Origin of the sequence: Staphylococcus sp. HMSC62D11 (assembly GCF_001839145.1) — a bacterium.
Classification (GTDB): Bacteria; Bacillota; Bacilli; order Staphylococcales; family Staphylococcaceae; genus Staphylococcus; species Staphylococcus lugdunensis.
Genome location: NZ_KV840185.1, coordinates 53,363 through 71,247, shown reverse-complemented (window position 1 = coordinate 71,247; position 17,885 = coordinate 53,363). Strand labels below are relative to the sequence as shown.

The window sequence follows — 17,885 nt, the reverse complement described above, 5'->3', positions numbered from 1 at the left end:
ATAAGTGAAACGAATATCACGTTTAGCCACGATTAATGTGAATTTAGAACACATTAAAAAACTCATTTAGTTCTAAAGAATTAAATGAGTATTAACCGGCATGTCGTGACGTATTGCATTCCAGTACGCCATTCAACAAAATGTTAATACTGTATCGCTATAACGGGCGAACCCGTTGATACCTCCTATTGGTATCAACACTCAAAGGCCATTTTCAAACATGCTTCCAATGTTTCCTTTCAGCAAATGGAAACTCTCTGTGCTTGTAGTGTATGCTCTACTTTCCTTATTACAGTGTGTAGTGTTTTTGTAATGATATTTCATAGCTTACAGCTCAAAATTTAATTTGTCAACAACTTTTCTGAAAATTTAGATTAGAAAATTAATTCCGATAGATTATCGTAAACGATAAAACATGCGAGATAAATTAGATAAAAAGATTTTATTTTTTGGCTAAGGGTACGGTTAGCACTTGTGAAAACCACAATTAATTTTTAAAATAATATAAAGTAATAGAACACAATCATTTGATGTATAAAATAAATTTAGTAAAGGGAAGATGAGGTGAGAATTAGTGGCTATAGAAAATGATCATCGCCTACAGATAAATGAAGATGAGCAGATACGATGGATTGCAATTGAAGAAATTATGCCTAATCCATATCAACCAAGGAAAAATTTTGATGCAGAACGACTAAACGATTTAGCTGAGTCAATTAAAATTCACGGTATTTTACAACCCATTGTGCTCAGACAAACGGTTCAAGGATATTATATTGTAGTAGGTGAGAGACGTTATAGAGCTTCTCAACTTGCTGGATTGACAAAGTTGCCATCAATTATAAAAGAGTTATCTGATGCAGATATGATGGAACTCGCTATTATTGAAAATTTACAGCGTGAAGACTTAAATGCAATTGAAGAAGCAGAAAGTTATCAACGATTGATGGACGATTTGCAACTTACGCAACAAGAAGTCGCGCATCGCTTAGGTAAATCGCGTCCATATATTGCCAACATGTTAAGACTTCTGCATTTGCCCACATCACTTAAAGATAGTGTACAACGAGGAGAACTCAGCGGCGCACATGGCAGAACATTACTCGGAATCAAGGATAAACAACGTATGATTCAAGTGGGCAGAAAAGCGTTTAAAGAATCATGGAGTGTAAGGTATTTAGAAAAGTATGTGAACAACATTCAAGAGGGAAGTCAGCCTTACCCCAAAGTAACTAAGGAACCACTAAAACCTAAATTCATTCAAAAACAAGAGCGGTTATTACGAGAACAATATGGTGCAAAAGTTGATATCTCTACTAAAAAACAAGTTGGTGCAATTACGTTTGAATTTAAGTCGAAAGAAGAATTTGAGCGGTTAATTAAATTATTGCATGATAAGTAATGCACGATTTTTAGTCTTATTTACCCAATTTGAGGTTCGGATAATAAAAAGTGCATGCATATGATAGCAATAAGGTGTTACTATATAGCGGTGGAAAATGAAAACAAAGGTCGTGATGTTGTTCATTATTCGAACCGTAGACGGATGACGGTATAACCGAATTTATATATAATGGCATAATTGTCGAAACATAGGGAGGTTTGCATAAATGAATCAAATAAAAAATGTACTAGCATCATTATTCGAACCGTTAACTAAGGTCGAAACATATGAAAACTTAATTACAAAACTAGCTTTAATCTTAATTTATATCTTAGTAGCAATCATTGTTATATCCATCTTAAATAAAATTATTGCTCAAGCGTTTAAAATCCAAAACAAGAGTAAAAAAGGAAATAAAAAACGTTCGAAAACACTCATATCCCTTGTACAAAATGTCGTAAAATATATTGTTTGGTTTATCGTTATTACAACCGTCTTAAGTAAATTTGGAATAAGTGTAGAAGGCATTATTGCTAGCGCTGGTGTGGTGGGATTAGCTGTAGGTTTCGGAGCCCAAACGATTGTAAAAGATGTTATCACGGGATTCTTTATTATTTTTGAAAACCAATTTGATGTTGGAGATTATGTTAAAATCAATAGCGGTGGAACGACAGTTGCAGAAGGTACAGTTAAATCGATTGGTTTGCGATCAACACGCATTAATACAATAACTGGAGAATTAACTATTCTTCCTAATGGTAGCATGGGTGAGATAACAAACTTTTCAATTACGAACGGTACTGCAATTGTAGTTATTCCTGTATCAGTTGAAGAGAATTTAGATGCAGTTGAAAAGAAATTAAATAAATTGTTTGTGTCAATGCGAAGTAAGTATTATTTATTTGTAACAGATCCAGTTGTTCTTGGGATAGACGCAATTGAGAATAATAAAGTAACATTTAGAATTTCTGCAGAAACCATTCCTGGTGAAGGTGCAGCTGGTGCACGTATTTTACGTAAGGAAATTCAAAAATTGTTTGTCCAAGAAGGTATTAAATTGCCTCAACCGGTCTTTTCTCAATACGAAAGTCAACAAAAGAGCAAATAAGGATTGGAGGTAACTTTATGACGTCAAAGTATGGAATAAATGATATAGTAGAAATGAAAAAACAACATGCTTGTGGTGCGAATAGATTTAAAATTATTCGTATGGGCGCTGATATTCGTATCAAATGCGAAAAATGTAATCGCAGCATCATGATTCCACGGCAGACGTTTAATAAGAAAATGAAAAAAATCGTTGTATCACAGCAAGATACAGAAAGTAAGGAGAATGAATAATGGCTTTAACAGCAGGTATTGTAGGTTTACCTAATGTAGGCAAATCTACCCTATTTAACGCAATTACTAAAGCAGGGGCTTTAGCAGCAAACTATCCGTTTGCTACCATTGATCCTAACGTTGGGATTGTGGAAGTGCCAGATACGCGTTTAGATAAATTAACAGAAATGGTAGAACCAAAGAAAACGATTCCTACAGCATTTGAATTTACAGATATTGCTGGGATTGTTAAAGGTGCAGCTAAAGGAGAAGGTTTAGGCAATAAATTTCTATCACATATTCGTGAAGTAGATGCAATTTGCCAAGTTGTACGTGCATTTGATGATGATAATGTGACACATGTCGCTGGTCGCGTAAATCCTTTAGAAGATATCGAAGTCATTAATATGGAACTCGTGCTTGCAGACTTAGAATCAGTTGAAAAGCGTTTACCACGTATTGAAAAAATGGCTCGTCAAAAAGATAAAACAGCAGAAATGGAAATGCGTATTCTAAATCGTATTAAAGAAGCTTTAGAAGAAGGTAATCCAGTGCGTAGCCTTGAGTTTACTGAAGAAGATCAAAAATGGGTTAATCAAGCACAGCTATTAACATCTAAAAAAATGTTATATATCGCTAATGTAGGAGAAGATGAAATTGGCGATGTAGAAAACGATAAAGTAACAGCAATTCGAGAGTATGCTGCAAAGGAAGATTCTGAGGTTATCGTAATCAGTGCAAAAATTGAAGAAGAGATTGCAACACTTGATGATGAAGATAAAGCGATGTTCTTGGAAGACTTAGGCATTGAAGAACCTGGTTTAAATAAACTTATCCGTACGACTTATGATTTGTTAGGTTTATCAACATATTTTACGGCGGGTGTGCAAGAAGTACGTGCTTGGACATTTAAACAAGGTATGACGGCTCCACAATGTGCAGGTATTATCCATACAGATTTTGAACGTGGTTTCATTCGTGCAGAGGTAACAAGTTATAAAGACTATGTCGAATATAATGGTGAACAAGGTGCAAAAGAAGCTGGGAAACAACGTTTAGAAGGTAAAGACTATATCATGCAAGATGGAGATATTGTTCACTTTAGATTCAATGTCTAAAATTGGAATGATAACAATAAATTGCTAACTCATAGATAAAAAACAATGTAAGCTTCGAAAATGGCTAATGTGACGAGGGGCTTACATTGTTTTTATTTATTAACTTTGGAAAAGTATATATTGTGATTTAAGTTAAAATTGAATGAATAAGTTAGTTAACTGAAGACTTATACTACAAAATTGGTATGGTCGTAATTGTTTCATGTCACTATTTATGAATAAGATAATGTCAAGATGATTTAAAAGAAAGGTATCACTTTACTCGCTTCAACAATATCTTCTGTGCTAAAAAACTGTTTACCTTCACCAGTATAAGCGGGTTGAAGTACCAAGTTTGCTTTAGCACAATAGAGCCAATCTGGGTGGATACCACTATTTAGAATGTCTTGAAATTCTTGAAAATCCTTAGACCAATCTAAATTTAACTGCATGTTAAACACCTCACATCGATATTATAGAACATACGTTCTGTTTTGTAAAGTGCTATTTAACCTAGTTGATAAAAAAATTCTGATTAAGATTTTGACTTACATAGTTAGCATCAACATTTTGTTTGAGTTCAGATGCATAATAGTGATCCGTGTATTGCCATAGGACATGTTCGCTTTGAGGTTCAGTTTGTTGATACGCTGCTAACCAACATCCATCATAAGCATTAATGGCGTTAGCAACATGATTTAACATGAAATTCTCGTAAGAATAGAACAATACCTTTTTATTTCCCGCTAACTTTTTCATTTCAGCAGCCCAAGCTTGAGTGGCAGTATTTTCATCACCAGATTTAACCGTTTGTTGTTCATAATCATTAATGTAAAAATCAGCTTTAGGTGCACGTTGATGAAGTGTTCGAGCCTCATAACGCGCATCATCGGCATTTTCATACATACTATAAGAATAAACACCAAATTTCATATTGTATTTATCTAAAAGTGCAGAATTGTTTGCTAAACATTTATCGACATATTCAGAGCCATATTGTCCGCGAATAATGATGAAGTCATAGTTTTTCTTTAATGCTTTTACTTGAGCATCGGTAAGTGCACCTTGCCATTCAGATATATCTAAAATTCTTTTGCTGGATGACGAAACATTTGCCCGTGGTTTAGTTGGCATGCCTCCTCGGCCGCCTGCACCACTATTTATGTATTGTTTGTAACCAGAGCCCATTGTACCTTTATGATATTGATATACTGGTTTTTCTGCTAAAGCTGTGGTGGTACATAGAGTTGTCAGTAAAATTAAGAGGGTTATAATCGATCGTGATATTTTTATAAACATTAAGAGCCTCCTTATTATGTAAACTACAGTTGAAAGTGTTTAAATATTTTTTGAATGGTTCGTATAGAGGGTAAAATATTTAAAATGTATTAGCAACCATGCGTATTGCTCGATATATGAAATAGGAAATAAGTTTGATTTAAAAATAAAATGTTCACTATATTTTGGCGGTATGCGACATGTAAAAGACAAAATAATATAGATTGTAAAAAGTAAAACCCTATGCTATAATTATGGACTGTGAGTAATGAAAATTATTCCTTGCTTATTGATAAAGTTAATAAGCCGCATAGACCACAAGGAGGTGCAATTATAAAATGAGAACATATGAAATTATGTATGTCGTACGTCCAAATATTGAAGAGGATGCTAAAAAAGCTGTAGTAGAACGTTTTAACGGTATCTTAGCTTCAGAAGGATCAGAAGTTTTAGAAGAAAAAGATTGGGGTAAACGCCGTCTTGCTTATGAAATTGAAGATTTCAAAGAAGGCTTCTATAACATCGTACGCATTAAAACAGATAACAATAGAGCGACTGACGAATTCCAACGTTTAGCTAAGATTAATGATGATATCATTCGTTACATCGTTATCCGTGAAGACCAAGATAAGTAATAATTAGACGGGGGCGCTTATATGTTAAATAGAGTTGTATTAGTAGGTCGTTTAACCAAAGATCCAGAATACAGAACTACTCCCTCAGGCGTAAGTGTAGCGACTTTTACTTTAGCTGTTAATCGTACATTCACGAATGCTCAAGGGGAACGCGAAGCTGACTTTATCAACTGTGTTGTTTTTAGAAGACAAGCAGAAAACGTTAATAACTATTTAAATAAAGGTAGTTTAGCCGGCGTTGATGGTCGCTTACAATCACGTAGTTATGAAAATCAAGAAGGTCGTCGTATTTTTGTTACCGAAGTTGTATGTGACAGTGTTCAATTCCTTGAACCTAAGAACGCACAACATGGTGGCCAACGTTCACAAAACAATGAATTCCAAGACTATGGTCAAGGATTCGGTGGTCAACAATCAGGACAAAATACGTCATATAATAACAATAACGCATCAAAATCTAATCAAAACGATAATCCATTTGCCAATGCTAATGGACCGATTGATATTAGTGATGATGACTTACCATTCTAAAAAAATGAACGCATGAAATAAAAAATATTAAAGGAGGCAGTTAACCATGGCAGGTGGACCAAGAAGAGGCGGACGTCGTCGTAAAAAAGTATGTTATTTCACAGCAAATGGCATTACACATATCGACTATAAAGACACTGAGTTATTGAAACGTTTTATCTCAGAACGCGGTAAAATTTTACCACGTCGTGTAACTGGTACTTCAGCTAAATATCAACGTATGTTGACAACAGCTATCAAACGTGCACGTCATATGGCATTATTACCATATGTTAAAGAAGAAAACTAATATATAGTTTATTATAAAACCCCGTAAGCATAGGCTTATGGGGTTGTTTTTGTGTTTTGAGAATTATAGAACCATTTATTAAAGGACCTGGGATATCATTATGTTTTAGGCTATGAACTCTATATTGACAGTAGTTGACTGGAGTGCAAATATATTGATACCAAGTTGTTTTCAATCTTAGTCAACCTTGCCAGGGCGAGACTACTCATTCATCATGAATGCTGTTCCGCTCCCATTACATCAACGTCCTAAGTTACAGTGGGGAATAACTATGTAGGTTAAGCGTGCGCAAGATTTCTTGATATACTAGATAGTATATAACTAATAGAACCAATTGTTCACTGAGATATATCAGAACGAATAATTGAGCTTTTAGACATATAGATATATTGGGTATGTTAATTTGCGTTCATTCGTGGCAAATATAATTAAAAGCCTATGGAGGTCATATATATGGAATTAATAGGTAAAATTATAGCGTTTACTATGGAGACTATTTCAAATTGATTGGGGAGTAACGCTCTATTGAGAGATATTAAGAATGGGTTTAAGCGAAAACGCAATTGAACCAAATACTCATATTTGATACAGTGATATTAAATATACATAGGAGGTTGTTAGAATGATTTACTTTCTTATAGCGTTTCCTTTGATAATGATGTTAATATTAATAGCCAAAGCTAAAAAGGAAAACAAGGATGAGTAAATTTTTAAAAACACTAGGCGATTTTATATTCATTATTGCTATCTTTGTGATAGGTACATATTTATTAAGTTATTTTAATATACATATAACTAATCGGCTTGCTGACAAAATAAGTTCGTTAAACATTATTAATATCTACAGTGATAATGGATTAAATGGACTTTTAACATTAGGGATTGTATTAGCGGTAATCTCATTTGTTTACGATATGGTTTTTAGAAAAGAAAAACAAAGTGATTAGTAAATAAAAGAGGGCAAAAAAAGGGCGTACTTTTGAAATAAAGGGCAAGAGTATGAATATTAACTCATTAATATTATAGCTATAAATATTGTTATATAAGCATTTTAATAGCGAATGAAATGATATAAAATATCCCTATATTAAAGAGGAAAACTCCGTAAGCATAGGCTTATGGAGTTATTTTTGTGTTTTGAGAATTATAGAACCATTTATTAAAGGACCTGGGATATCATTATGTTTTAGGCTATGAACTCTATATTGACAGTAGTTGACTGGAGTGCAAATATGTTGATACCAAGTTGTTTTCAATCTTAGTCAGCCTTGCCAGGGCGGGGACTACGAATTTATAGTGAATGCTGTCCCGCTCTCATTGCAGCAACGTCCTATGTTACACTTATAATTAAGATGACTATAAGCGAGGTAAACGGTTTTGAATATTTATGTAGCTTTGCTATTAGGCTTATTATTTATAGTATTATATTCTGTAACTTGTACTTTTTTCTATAACTTAAATTATAGAAGGATAAATAAAGGTAATAATATGAATAAAAAACAGATTTATATTAACCTATTAGTGCATGGGTTTATCGGTCTGGTATATGTAACAGTAGTAATTTATTTTTCTTATTTTAAATAAAAAGATCATTTCAGACGCTTGAACGGAATCATTTATTGTATGTAATTTGAGTTTGCAAGATCGTATAACATAATTGTATATTGATAAAAAGGCTTCATTTTCAGCTTTGGAGATATTTGTTATCATATGTGGTAAATATAAAAAGTATTTATGGAGGCCATACATGCGAAGTAATAATAAACGTTATTGGTTCCATAATACATGCAATAATCATATAATTTACAGAAAAGCGGATGAGAATTTCAGAAATAGCAATAAGAATAATTAGACAGGAGTGTAACTATGGCAAAGTATTTTACTTCTATGAAAGTGATTTTGTACCTTTTAATCTTAATTATATTACAGCCAATCGTTTTTAATGTTTTAAATTTAGACGAATCTAAACTTCTAGGCATTATCGGTCATGTGATTATTATATTGATAGGTATTGCATTAATTTATTTACACGCTAAGTATAATAAAGATAGAAGTAATAATTAATTTTAAATCAACACAGCAAACGGGCAAGGTTATTTTGAATACACTAATAATAAATTAAAAGAAATACATGTAAATAATATTAGTGAAAAATACTGATATATATACAACGGGTATCACTAATTATATTTAAATACTGACATATAGTCATGAGTCAAAATAATATAAAAAGGACTGGGACATCATTATGTGTTAGGATTTGAACTAAATATTGGCAGTCGTTGAGTGGATTGAAAATGCACTTATACTAAGCTTTTTCAATCCTAGTCAACCATGCCGTGGCGGGACTACGAATTTATAATAAATGCTGTCCCGCCCCATTGCATCCATCAGGCCAATGATAATATTAGTACGTTTTACGATCTTGATACAGTATGCCCACGCCATAGCCACCTGTTCCAACTTGGTAATCAAATTTAATAATTTCGATATAAGGATTTTCTTCTAAAAATTGATTTACTTTCTTATTTAAACCATTTTCAGTCATTGTACTAAAGTTAATGAATTTCATCTTAATTATGCCTCCATATACGTATATTTTAATCATTGATTTTTACATAATTATAACATGTATTAGAATATAAAATTTAATATAATATGTTAGCTCGAATCATTTGTTAATAAGGTGTAAAGATGTTGTAAATTACGAGTCTGTGATAAAATTAAAGTATGTTCAGATAGGCGCGAACATAGTGAATATTATGCCTAATGTTATATGTGTTCTTACACATACAGCGCACCCGTCTTCCAACCCAGGGCGGGTGTGCGTTGTATAAAAATAACACCTGAGACATAATGATAAGCTCCCTTCAACGTAGACATTGAAAAAATGAAAACTTTGAAGGGAGCTTTTTGATATTTCGTAATCATATATTGGCAGTAGTTGAGTGGATTGCAAATACGCTTATACTAAGCTATTTAAAATCTTAGTCAACCATGCCGTGGCGCCGGGACTATGAATTCACAATGAATGCTGTCCTGCGCCCAATATAAACTTAGAGACGAATATCTACGTCTTCTAATTGTTGTTGATATTCTTGATATTTACTTTCCACAAATAATTCATATGGTGCATCAAAGAAATCGGCTAAATTCATAGCGTCTTTAAATTCTGGTTCATGTTGATGATTTTCCCACTCCCATAATTGATGTGGCTCATAATGTGTACCATATTTTTTATTTAATAAATCTGTTAATTCATTAATTTCTAAGTTACGTTTTGTTCTTAAGTTAAATAAAGCATGTGAGCTCATAACATAACCTCCAATAAGTAATAGTCCTTTATATATTCTTGATATTTATATATATTATGCCTATTCTCAAAAATAATCAACTTATTAATTTTGGAACTTCAAAATAGCATTGTTATATAATAAACGAATTTAACAGCGCGTTTTTTGTGCATCATTCATGTATAATTGCTATTATTTCGTAATTTTTTTAAAATGTTTGTAAATACACAATAATTAGAAAAGGACTTGTTGATATTTATGAAAACGTCATGGATCATATGGTGGATTGTGACTGTTTTTTGGATAATTACGTTTGCAGGCATGTCGTTGGCTATTTTGATTCGGAAAGTAGATGGTTCTGGCATGGTACAGTCACCTGAAGCTCGAATGTACGCTTTGATTGTACTTTTAATCGCTTACATTATTCCATTTATAATTCAGATTGTATGGCTGATTATTAATATTATCGTTAAATACAGAAAGCGGTAAAACACGAGGAAAGTTATATAGATTCCATAAAACCAAGTTTTAAAAAAGTTTATATAAAAATGATATAAATTTTGTTGTGATGTTTATATTGTCGACAGAGTGGTATACATAAGGGACATAATAATTTAATTGATGAAGGAGAGAATAAATTATGGGATTTATATTAATGCTTATAGTCGGCGGATTAATTGGTTGGGCAGCAGGTGCCATTTTAGGTAAAGACATTCCAGGTGGTATACTTGGTAATATTATTGCTGGTATTGTAGGTTCTGCTGTAGGTAGTTGGTTACTAGGACATTGGGGACCATCTATTGCTGGTATTTACATTTTCCCAGCATTATTAGGTTCAATCATTTTAATTTTCTTAATTTCTTTAGCTTTAAAAGCATTAAGAAAATAGACATCGTATCATTTGAGCGACTGTATCAAGTATCGTAAAGACGGTACTGGTATAGTTCGCTTTTTTATTTTAATGAGGTTGTTCATATGGGTTTACCTTAAAATACATAAAAAAAGAGGATGACGTCGGGTTAAGGCGTCATCCAGGAGTATTATGTTCATGAATATAAAAGACTATGTAGTTATCTCTAACTACAGTTATATTTTAGCATGATTACATGTTACTAGCAATAAAAATAGTGATAATAATTAGAAATTTTGCACAATGAAATTACTTAATAATGATATTTTTTTAATAATAATTGTATCACATTGATGTATTCAGGTATGATACAATTGTTGTGATTGATTCATCAAAGTAACAGTCTTAAAATCATGTTGGTTTGTATCATAGTTTGCCCAACAAAAGTATTGTGATAAGAGACATTAAAATTATAAATATATTCTGCAGCATGAAAGGTAATAGACTATGAAAATATATTTTGTTAGACACGGAGAATCACAAGCTAATTTAGATAATCATCAAGGTAAGACATACTATTGCGGACAACTTGATGTTGATCTCACACAGACGGGAAGAAATAGTGCACAGGCACTTGAATCTTATTTTAATACTAAAGATATTCAGCATGTCTATGTGTCAGATTTAAAGCGCACAGTACAGACGTATAGCTGTATTTTCCCATATGATATTCCTACGACGCTAACGCCATTGCTTAGAGAACGTTCCCTAGGTGTATTTGAGGGGAAAAATCAACAAGAACTCGAACAGATATCCGAATATAAGAAATATTTTACCCAATCATCATATATGAATTTTAGAAATAGCTATACTCAACGTGTACCTCAAGGAGAAAACTATCAAGACGTTATTGATCGTTTTGAAGCGTTTTTTAATCATACCGTCAATTCGACGTATGATACTATTGTAGTTGTGGCGCATCAAATACTTATTCGCTGTGCCTTAGTGTATTTAGGTGTATTAAAACGTGAAGACGCCAAGCAAATACATATTGAAAACTGTAAACCCATTGTGGTAGAAATATAAAATAAGGAGCAGGACAGCAATCATGATGAATGAGTAGTCCCGCCCCGGCAAGGTTGACTAGGGTTGAAAAAGCTTGGTATCATCGTATTTTCAATCCAGTCAACTACTGCCAATATTTAGTTCATAGCCTAGAACATAATAATGTCTCAGGCACTTTCTGCCAAAAATAAAGAATTTTAATGCTAGAAAATGATATATTAACCGAGCGTATTTTTGTCACGTATTTAATATAAATTAAGCAGTAGTATAACGATGGCAATAATGATATCAGTAACAACAATACCCATATTCTTTTTATAAATATTAGGAATGACGTTAATCAATAAGCCGATAATTAATAGTATAGGAATAATCAATTTAGGCAAATCAATAAAAAAGCTAATAATTAGGATAATTAAGGCTAATAACATACATATTGTTGATATATAATTTAAAATTTTGCAAAACAAAGGTTCATTATAATAATCTTTGTCCATATAGTGATACCCTCCATAGTGTTATTATTTCACTATAAAGGGTATCATAATTTGTTTGTGCTACCAACTTTAATCAATATTCTTAACATATTATTTAAATTATGAACGCAACATCATTTCATGTGTCATCTAAAAAGTCGCTTAGCGGTATGAGCATCGCATGCAATTAGAGTAAACTGAGACATCAATAAACTTATGCCTTAGTTTTATTTATCAAAGACATCAGTCTTAATATGTTTATCGTTTAAGAAAGATTTGATTTTGTTTTGAACTTTACCATTTACATCACCAGCATAATGTGTTGGAACATCTACTACATTAATTGAGTTTTGTGGTTGATAGTTTAATTCTTCAATAGATTTATCAACATCAGAAATGGTGCTATTTAAAGCATGAAAATACTTAATGATACGTTCGGTATTTGCTTCGTATCCCTTTGGCAGGGTATTATTTTTTACAAAGTTTTTGAAGTGCATATCGTTTTTAACTGCATTATTAGATAATTGACTTAACTCTTTAGCCTGCTTGTCAGTTACTTTATTTTGACTATCAGATTGCTTATCTAATTTACTTTGCATTAAATATTTATTGTCAAGGATAATTGAATTAACATCTAAATATTTTTGGATCGCTTGATTCATCTCTTTTTCACTGAGTTTTTTATTTTGTTTATTAGAAGAAAAGATGTCTTTTTCAGTTATTTTTTTAACATTTTTGGGTGCATGGATACCATTTGCGTGGTGGTCATTATCATCTATATCACCATTTGAGCAAGCGCTTAAGACGAGCATAATAGTGAATAATAAAGCATAAATTATTCTTTTTTTCATCGTATTTTGTATACTCCTTTATAACTATCGCATGAATGTTTGTTTGCATACATAATAATAATAGATTATCACGTATATCACAATAAATGAACGTTTACGATATATTAAATTTTATAATATGAAGAAAATATGGCGATAATTTGTATGGATATTAAAGTTAGTGTCGTAGAGTGTATACTTATTGGATTCATTAGAAAGTTTTTGCTGATGCAAAATGATGAATAATGAAAGATCTTCAAAAGACTGTGAAATCATTATGTTTTAGGTTATGAACTAAATATTGGTAGTAGTTGACTAGGAATTCATAATGAATTCTGTCCTGTTCCCTTGGCTCACTTCATCATTTTAAAACATAAAAAACGAACCTCATTATCGAGGTTCGTCTTTAAAGATATTGTTGATAGGTGGGCTAATTTAATTAATTTCGGATGAGATAATCAAATGCGTTTAATGCAGCATTAGCACCTGATCCCATAGAGATAATAATTTGTTTATTTTTTTGATCTGTTACATCTCCTGCAGCAAAGATACCAGGAACGTTAGTTTGATTATTGCGGTCAGTCACAATTTCTTTACGTTCATTAAGCTCAACTGCATTTCCTAACCATGCTGTATTAGGAACTAATCCAATTTGAACAAAGATACCATCTAAAGTTAATTCTTTAATTTCATTAGTTGACATATCTTCATATTGGATACCAGTCACATGATCATCACCAAGAACTTCTGTTGTTCTAGCATTTGTTGTAATATCAACATTAGATAATGAACGAAGACGTTCTTGTAAAACAGTATCTGCTTTAAGCTCTGGTGCAAATTCAAATAATGTAACGTGTTTTACTATACCAGCTAAATCAATGGCTGCTTCAACACCTGAATTACCACCACCGATAACTGCCACATTTTTATTTTCAAAAAGTGGACCGTCACAGTGCGGGCAGAATGCCACACCTTTATTGATTAGGCGATCTTCTCCAGGAACGTTGAGTTTACGCCAACTTGCGCCCGTTGAAATAATCGCAGTTTTTGTTTCCAATACTGCATTATTTTCGAGTGTAACACGAATAGCTGAATCTGTTTTTTCGATATTTGTGGCACGAATACCTGTCATAGCATCAATGTCATATTGCGCAATATGATCTGCTAAATTAGATGAAAACTCACTACCAGTCGTTTGTTTAACTGTAATAAAGTTTTCAATGCCAGCTGTATCATTAACTTGACCACCAATACGGTCAGCGATAATTCCAGTGCGTAGGCCTTTGCGGGCTGTGTAAATAGCCGCACTACCACTTGCTGGTCCACCACCTATGATAAGTACATCATAAGGGTCTTTATTTTCATATTCAGAAGCATCTTGTGTGCTACCTAGTTTAGATAAAATATCTGAAATTGTCATGCGACCATTGCCAAACTCTTCACCGTCTAGGAAAACAGCGGGCACAGCCATGATATTTTCAGATTCATCGCGGAAAATCGCACCATCAATCATCGTATGCGTAATGTTAGGGTTAATTACACTCATTAAGTTTAATGCTTGAACGACATCTGGGCATTTTTGACACGTTAAACTAACATAAGTTTCAAAGTGATAGCTACCATCTAGTGCTTTGATTTGATTAATAATGCTTTCTTTTTCTTTAGGAGCACGACCACTTACTTGTAAGATAGCCAAGACTAGTGAATTGAATTCGTGGCCTAATGGAATACCGGCAAAGGTAATGCCGGTTTCTTCATTAGGACGATTGACTGAAAAACTTGGTGTACGTTTTAAGTCTTTTTCAACGACTGTTATACGCTCTGACATGCCTGAAATCTCATCTAAGAGATCTTTTAATTCTTTGGATTTATCGTCGGAACCAATGCTCGCTACAAATTGAACATCGCCTTCCATTAAGTCAAGAAGTTGAGACAATTGTTGTTTTAAATCTTTGTTAAGCATGCTTTTCGGATGCCCCCTTAAATTTTACCTACTAAATCTAATCCTGGTTGTAGCGTTTCTGAACCTTCTTCCCATTTAGCTGGGCAAACTTCACCTGGATGTTGACGAACATATTGAGCAGCTTTGATTTTGTGTACTAATGTGCTTGCATCACGGCCAATACCGTCAGCATTAATTTCAGCTGCTTGAACAACGCCATCAGGGTCTATAATAAATGTACCACGTTGAGCTAGACCTGATTCTTCATCTAATACGTCAAAGTTACGTGTAATAACTTGTGATGGGTCACCAATCATAACGTATTGGATTTTACTAATCGCATCTGAATGGTCATGCCAAGCTTTGTGTACAAAGTGAGTATCTGTTGAAACTGAGAATACATTCACACCTAAATCTTGTAATTGATCGTATTGATTTTGTAAATCTTCTAATTCAGTAGGACATACGAATGAAAAGTCTGCTGGATAGAAGCAAACAACACTCCATGAACCTTTTAAATCATCTTGAGAAACATCTTTGAATTCGTCTTTCTTTGGATCATAAGCTTCTGCTGTAAACGGTAAGATTTCTTTGTTAATTAATGACATAGGTAAATTCCTCCTAAATTTGATTGTAGATTGTGAATTAGAATCACTTCTTGATTATAATAATTCTAATCTCTTAATCGCTATTATCACATGGCAAGTTTAAATAGTCAACATAAGTAACTCACTAAATTATCAGAAAATAATTAGGATATGAATTAAGCTTAATAAACTTCAATAATTAGAATTAAAGTTCACAAATTATACAAGAACTTAAAAATATATTCACATTTACCATTTAACCTCTTTTAACCTTGGCAAAACATGACAAGAAATTTTAGACACAAAAAAGTGGCAACAGCTACATACTTATTATAGTTATTGTAGGTTGCCACTTTGGAATTAAAAGAATGATTAGTTTAGAAAGGTTTGTGAACCTAATTACTTCTGTGTTTAACATAAGGACGATCATAGATAATAATTAATATTATATGTGAATCTTTGTTTACAATTTTATCAATTAGATATTCATTTTCTCAATTAAATAGTAGTTAAGAATTGCTGTTGAATATCATAAATTAAATCATATCTTAATTTGTAACCGTTATGTCAACAGAACCAACTTCGCCATAGCTTGCTGTATAATTACCTTCTTCTAAAGTTAATGGCGAGATAAAAGTTCCTGATGATATGATTTGATCTTTTTTCAACTGCTTATCTTGAGACTGTAATTTATTGTTTAACCATTTTACGGATTCAATAGGATTGCCTAATACTTCATTTGAAAGGCCAGTTGCGATTTCTTTGCCATCTTTTACTAATGATAACGGAATATTCGCGAATGCATCGTAGTCTAATGGGTCAACAAATTTGCCAACTACAATAAGACCTGTCGCTGTATCGTCTGAAATAAGATCGGCTAAAGTGAAATTAGGGAACCAATCGATATATCGCGCATCAGGTATTTCAATGCCTGCCGCAACTTTAACATTAGATAAAATAGTTAGATTATCTGAGTCTTTAGGTAAGTCTGCCGTCAGTTTAAACATAATTTCTGGCTCTAACAAAGGACTAAATAATTTAGATAATGAAATTGTGTCGCCCCCTTTGACTACTTTACTTGATAAAATAGTGCCGTAAGCGGGTTCGTTGGTATTGGCAATCGCTTGAGTTGCCGCACTGGTCATACTTACTTTATAACCAGCTACTTTAGAACCTTCATAAGATTGTAGTTGTTTAATTAAATCATCTTGCGTATGATAAGCTTCACTCTCATTTAATGAATAAGATTTACTTATAAACTCAATAGGTTGATGCGTTTTAAAAGCATTAAATAAAGCTGAAGATACGTGTTGATTAGCTTGAGTCATACTATCATCGCTCCTTAATATTCTGAAAATTTCTACTATTATGATAACGATATTTAACTTTGATGGCAAATGTTTTTAATTTATGACTAAATGGGTATGAAGCGAGTAAACATACAATTTAACAAATCATTGTTATAATGAAGCAACGATAAAGGAGTGGATAATGTGTCAGAATATGCATATGAATTGATGAAAGAACATCATTCTGTGAGACAATTTAAAGATAAACCATTAAGTGATGATGTCGTAAGAAAATTGGTTGAAGCAGGTCAAAGTGCTTCAACGTCAAGTTACTTGCAAACATATTCCATTATTGGCGTTGATGATCCTCAAATTAAAACAGATTTAAAAGAAGTATCTGGACAGCCATACGTTGTGGATAATGGATATTTATTTGTGTTTGTGCTTGATTATTATCGTCATCAAATGATTAACGAACGCACAGATAATGATATGACAGGATCATTTGAATCAGCAGAAGGATTGTTGGTAGGTACGATTGATGTAGCTTTAGTCGCTGAAAATATGGCAGTCGCTGCCGAGGATATGGGTTATGGCATCGTTTATCTGGGCTCATTGCGCAATGATGTTGGTAGAGTGAGAAACATTTTAGACTTACCTGAGTATACCTTCCCGTTATTTGGTATGGCTATAGGTGAACCAGCCGATGATGAGCAGGGGACACCAAAACCACGATTACCATATGATAGTGTGTTCCATCAAAATAAATACAACGCAGATAAAGACAATATCACACGTGTATTAATAGAATATGACCAGTTAGTTAGCGACTATTATAAGAAGCGCACAAATGGTACACGAGTAGAAACCTGGTCCGACCAAGTTCAGGCTTTCTTAAGTAATAAACCACGTCTAGATATGTTAGAACAATTAAATAAAGCGGGGTTTATGAAACGATAATCATTGATATATAGAATAAAAGAAGCTGGGACATAATTATGTTTTAAGTTATGAACTCT

The 17,885-nt window shown here is 32.9% G+C and carries 22 protein-coding genes and 1 other annotated feature (1 of these 23 cut by a window edge); of the genes, 13 read left to right on the top strand and 9 right to left on the bottom strand.

The annotated features are described in order from the left end of the window. Positions 1-302, bottom strand: a binding site (T-box leader) (it extends 91 nt beyond the left edge of the window). A gap of 272 nt (positions 303-574) precedes the next feature. The 4 genes from HMPREF3267_RS04930 (at position 575) to ychF (ending at position 3,822) form a co-directional block, all read left to right on the top strand. Next, entirely contained in the window at positions 575-1,402 is an 828-nt protein-coding gene (locus HMPREF3267_RS04930) for a ParB/RepB/Spo0J family partition protein (protein WP_002479236.1), read from the top strand. A 208-nt stretch (positions 1,403-1,610) separates the two neighbouring features. Continuing rightward, complete coding sequence (locus tag HMPREF3267_RS04925; RefSeq protein WP_002479237.1) at positions 1,611-2,492, top strand: mechanosensitive ion channel family protein; 882 nt, start codon at positions 1,611-1,613, stop codon at positions 2,490-2,492. A gap of 17 nt (positions 2,493-2,509) precedes the next feature. After that, entirely contained in the window at positions 2,510-2,725 is a 216-nt protein-coding gene (locus tag HMPREF3267_RS04920; protein WP_002479238.1) for a DUF951 domain-containing protein, read from the top strand. Then, positions 2,725-3,822: a redox-regulated ATPase YchF gene (gene ychF / locus HMPREF3267_RS04915; protein WP_070823862.1), complete on the top strand. Its 1,098-nt coding sequence runs from the start codon at positions 2,725-2,727 to the stop codon at positions 3,820-3,822. Before HMPREF3267_RS04920 ends, ychF begins: the two co-directional genes overlap by 1 nt. Before the next feature lie 239 nt (positions 3,823-4,061). Here the strand turns inward: ychF and HMPREF3267_RS04910 are convergent, their stop codons facing one another. Further along, positions 4,062-4,253, bottom strand: a complete 192-nt coding sequence (locus HMPREF3267_RS04910) for a hypothetical protein (RefSeq protein WP_002479240.1) — start codon at positions 4,251-4,253, stop codon at positions 4,062-4,064. 61 nt (positions 4,254-4,314) lie between these two features. Continuing rightward, complete coding sequence (locus tag HMPREF3267_RS04905) at positions 4,315-5,100, bottom strand: GH25 family lysozyme (protein ID WP_002479241.1); 786 nt, start codon at positions 5,098-5,100, stop codon at positions 4,315-4,317. A gap of 317 nt (positions 5,101-5,417) precedes the next feature. On the opposite strand from HMPREF3267_RS04905, the gene rpsF reads away from it, so the two are divergent. The 5 genes from rpsF to HMPREF3267_RS04880 all read left to right on the top strand — a co-directional run bounded on the left by rpsF (position 5,418) and on the right by HMPREF3267_RS04880 (position 8,598). After that, positions 5,418-5,714 carry a 30S ribosomal protein S6 gene (gene rpsF, locus HMPREF3267_RS04900; RefSeq protein WP_002461101.1) on the top strand — a complete coding sequence of 99 codons (297 nt, stop codon included), beginning with the start codon at positions 5,418-5,420 and terminating at the stop codon, positions 5,712-5,714. 21 nt (positions 5,715-5,735) lie between these two features. Further along, positions 5,736-6,245 (top strand): single-stranded DNA-binding protein, encoded by a 510-nt coding sequence (ssb, locus tag HMPREF3267_RS04895; protein ID WP_002461102.1) that lies wholly within the window; start codon positions 5,736-5,738, stop codon positions 6,243-6,245. 46 nt (positions 6,246-6,291) lie between these two features. Next, positions 6,292-6,534 (top strand): 30S ribosomal protein S18, encoded by a 243-nt coding sequence (gene rpsR, locus HMPREF3267_RS04890; RefSeq protein ID WP_002461103.1) that lies wholly within the window; start codon positions 6,292-6,294, stop codon positions 6,532-6,534. A gap of 698 nt (positions 6,535-7,232) precedes the next feature. Beyond that, the gene (locus tag HMPREF3267_RS04885; protein WP_002479242.1) at positions 7,233-7,481 is read left to right on the top strand and encodes a hypothetical protein; all 249 of its coding nucleotides are present in this window, start codon (positions 7,233-7,235) and stop codon (positions 7,479-7,481) included. A 919-nt stretch (positions 7,482-8,400) separates the two neighbouring features. After that, positions 8,401-8,598, top strand: a complete 198-nt coding sequence (locus tag HMPREF3267_RS04880; protein WP_002492167.1) for a hypothetical protein — start codon at positions 8,401-8,403, stop codon at positions 8,596-8,598. 343 nt (positions 8,599-8,941) lie between these two features. Here the strand turns inward: HMPREF3267_RS04880 and HMPREF3267_RS12580 are convergent, their stop codons facing one another. Together HMPREF3267_RS12580 and HMPREF3267_RS04875 are read right to left on the bottom strand one after the other, a co-directional pair. After that, positions 8,942-9,106 carry a hypothetical protein gene (locus HMPREF3267_RS12580; protein WP_002479244.1) on the bottom strand — a complete coding sequence of 55 codons (165 nt, stop codon included), beginning with the start codon at positions 9,104-9,106 and terminating at the stop codon, positions 8,942-8,944. 484 nt (positions 9,107-9,590) lie between these two features. Continuing rightward, a complete protein-coding gene (locus HMPREF3267_RS04875) occupies positions 9,591-9,848 on the bottom strand; it encodes a hypothetical protein (RefSeq protein ID WP_002461107.1) in 258 nt (85 codons plus the stop codon). A gap of 237 nt (positions 9,849-10,085) precedes the next feature. On the opposite strand from HMPREF3267_RS04875, the gene HMPREF3267_RS04870 reads away from it, so the two are divergent. The 3 genes from HMPREF3267_RS04870 to HMPREF3267_RS04860 all read left to right on the top strand — a co-directional run bounded on the left by HMPREF3267_RS04870 (position 10,086) and on the right by HMPREF3267_RS04860 (position 11,763). Continuing rightward, positions 10,086-10,316, top strand: coding sequence for a DUF3923 family protein (locus HMPREF3267_RS04870; protein WP_002461108.1), 231 nt, complete (start codon positions 10,086-10,088; stop codon positions 10,314-10,316). A gap of 148 nt (positions 10,317-10,464) precedes the next feature. Further along, positions 10,465-10,716, top strand: coding sequence for a GlsB/YeaQ/YmgE family stress response membrane protein (locus HMPREF3267_RS04865; RefSeq protein ID WP_172412362.1), 252 nt, complete (start codon positions 10,465-10,467; stop codon positions 10,714-10,716). A gap of 468 nt (positions 10,717-11,184) precedes the next feature. Next, a complete protein-coding gene (locus tag HMPREF3267_RS04860) occupies positions 11,185-11,763 on the top strand; it encodes a histidine phosphatase family protein (RefSeq protein ID WP_002461110.1) in 579 nt (192 codons plus the stop codon). Between the two features lie 224 nt (positions 11,764-11,987). Here HMPREF3267_RS04860 and HMPREF3267_RS04855 read toward each other — a convergent pair whose 3' ends face one another. The 5 genes from HMPREF3267_RS04855 to HMPREF3267_RS04835 all read right to left on the bottom strand — a co-directional run bounded on the left by HMPREF3267_RS04855 (position 11,988) and on the right by HMPREF3267_RS04835 (position 16,905). Next, positions 11,988-12,239, bottom strand: a complete 252-nt coding sequence (locus HMPREF3267_RS04855; RefSeq protein ID WP_002461111.1) for a hypothetical protein — start codon at positions 12,237-12,239, stop codon at positions 11,988-11,990. Positions 12,240-12,445: 206 nt separating this feature from the next. Then, entirely contained in the window at positions 12,446-13,069 is a 624-nt protein-coding gene (locus tag HMPREF3267_RS04850) for an NDxxF motif lipoprotein (RefSeq protein ID WP_002479245.1), read from the bottom strand. Between the two features lie 418 nt (positions 13,070-13,487). After that, positions 13,488-15,011: an alkyl hydroperoxide reductase subunit F gene (ahpF, locus tag HMPREF3267_RS04845; protein ID WP_002461113.1), complete on the bottom strand. Its 1,524-nt coding sequence runs from the start codon at positions 15,009-15,011 to the stop codon at positions 13,488-13,490. 17 nt (positions 15,012-15,028) lie between these two features. After that, a complete protein-coding gene (ahpC, locus tag HMPREF3267_RS04840) occupies positions 15,029-15,598 on the bottom strand; it encodes an alkyl hydroperoxide reductase subunit C (protein ID WP_002461114.1) in 570 nt (189 codons plus the stop codon). Positions 15,599-16,125: 527 nt separating this feature from the next. Continuing rightward, positions 16,126-16,905 carry a 2-keto-4-pentenoate hydratase gene (locus tag HMPREF3267_RS04835; RefSeq protein ID WP_002461115.1) on the bottom strand — a complete coding sequence of 260 codons (780 nt, stop codon included), beginning with the start codon at positions 16,903-16,905 and terminating at the stop codon, positions 16,126-16,128. 165 nt (positions 16,906-17,070) lie between these two features. Here HMPREF3267_RS04835 and HMPREF3267_RS04830 point away from each other — a divergent pair, with 165 nt between their 5' ends. Continuing rightward, positions 17,071-17,826 carry an NADPH-dependent oxidoreductase gene (locus HMPREF3267_RS04830; protein ID WP_062078437.1) on the top strand — a complete coding sequence of 252 codons (756 nt, stop codon included), beginning with the start codon at positions 17,071-17,073 and terminating at the stop codon, positions 17,824-17,826. The last annotated feature ends 59 nt before the right edge of the window (positions 17,827-17,885 follow it).

Bases quoted from the DNA above. Each gene is read 5' to 3' on its own strand.
- HMPREF3267_RS04925 (WP_002479237.1), top strand. From the start codon at position 1,611: ATGAATCAAATAAAAAATGTACTAGCATCATTATTCGAACCGTTAACT.
- HMPREF3267_RS04920 (WP_002479238.1), top strand. From the start codon at position 2,510: ATGACGTCAAAGTATGGAATAAATGATATAGTAGAAATGAAAAAACAA.
- ychF (WP_070823862.1), top strand. From the start codon at position 2,725: ATGGCTTTAACAGCAGGTATTGTAGGTTTACCTAATGTAGGCAAATCT.
- HMPREF3267_RS04910 (WP_002479240.1), bottom strand. From the start codon at position 4,253: ATGCAGTTAAATTTAGATTGGTCTAAGGATTTTCAAGAATTTCAAGAC.
- HMPREF3267_RS04905 (WP_002479241.1), bottom strand. From the start codon at position 5,100: ATGTTTATAAAAATATCACGATCGATTATAACCCTCTTAATTTTACTG.
- rpsF (WP_002461101.1), top strand. From the start codon at position 5,418: ATGAGAACATATGAAATTATGTATGTCGTACGTCCAAATATTGAAGAG.
- ssb (WP_002461102.1), top strand. From the start codon at position 5,736: ATGTTAAATAGAGTTGTATTAGTAGGTCGTTTAACCAAAGATCCAGAA.
- rpsR (WP_002461103.1), top strand. From the start codon at position 6,292: ATGGCAGGTGGACCAAGAAGAGGCGGACGTCGTCGTAAAAAAGTATGT.
- HMPREF3267_RS04885 (WP_002479242.1), top strand. From the start codon at position 7,233: ATGAGTAAATTTTTAAAAACACTAGGCGATTTTATATTCATTATTGCT.
- HMPREF3267_RS04880 (WP_002492167.1), top strand. From the start codon at position 8,401: ATGGCAAAGTATTTTACTTCTATGAAAGTGATTTTGTACCTTTTAATC.
- HMPREF3267_RS12580 (WP_002479244.1), bottom strand. From the start codon at position 9,106: ATGAAATTCATTAACTTTAGTACAATGACTGAAAATGGTTTAAATAAG.
- HMPREF3267_RS04875 (WP_002461107.1), bottom strand. From the start codon at position 9,848: ATGAGCTCACATGCTTTATTTAACTTAAGAACAAAACGTAACTTAGAA.
- HMPREF3267_RS04870 (WP_002461108.1), top strand. From the start codon at position 10,086: ATGAAAACGTCATGGATCATATGGTGGATTGTGACTGTTTTTTGGATA.
- HMPREF3267_RS04860 (WP_002461110.1), top strand. From the start codon at position 11,185: ATGAAAATATATTTTGTTAGACACGGAGAATCACAAGCTAATTTAGAT.
- HMPREF3267_RS04855 (WP_002461111.1), bottom strand. From the start codon at position 12,239: ATGGACAAAGATTATTATAATGAACCTTTGTTTTGCAAAATTTTAAAT.
- HMPREF3267_RS04850 (WP_002479245.1), bottom strand. From the start codon at position 13,069: ATGAAAAAAAGAATAATTTATGCTTTATTATTCACTATTATGCTCGTC.
- ahpF (WP_002461113.1), bottom strand. From the start codon at position 15,011: ATGCTTAACAAAGATTTAAAACAACAATTGTCTCAACTTCTTGACTTA.
- ahpC (WP_002461114.1), bottom strand. From the start codon at position 15,598: ATGTCATTAATTAACAAAGAAATCTTACCGTTTACAGCAGAAGCTTAT.
- HMPREF3267_RS04835 (WP_002461115.1), bottom strand. From the start codon at position 16,905: ATGACTCAAGCTAATCAACACGTATCTTCAGCTTTATTTAATGCTTTT.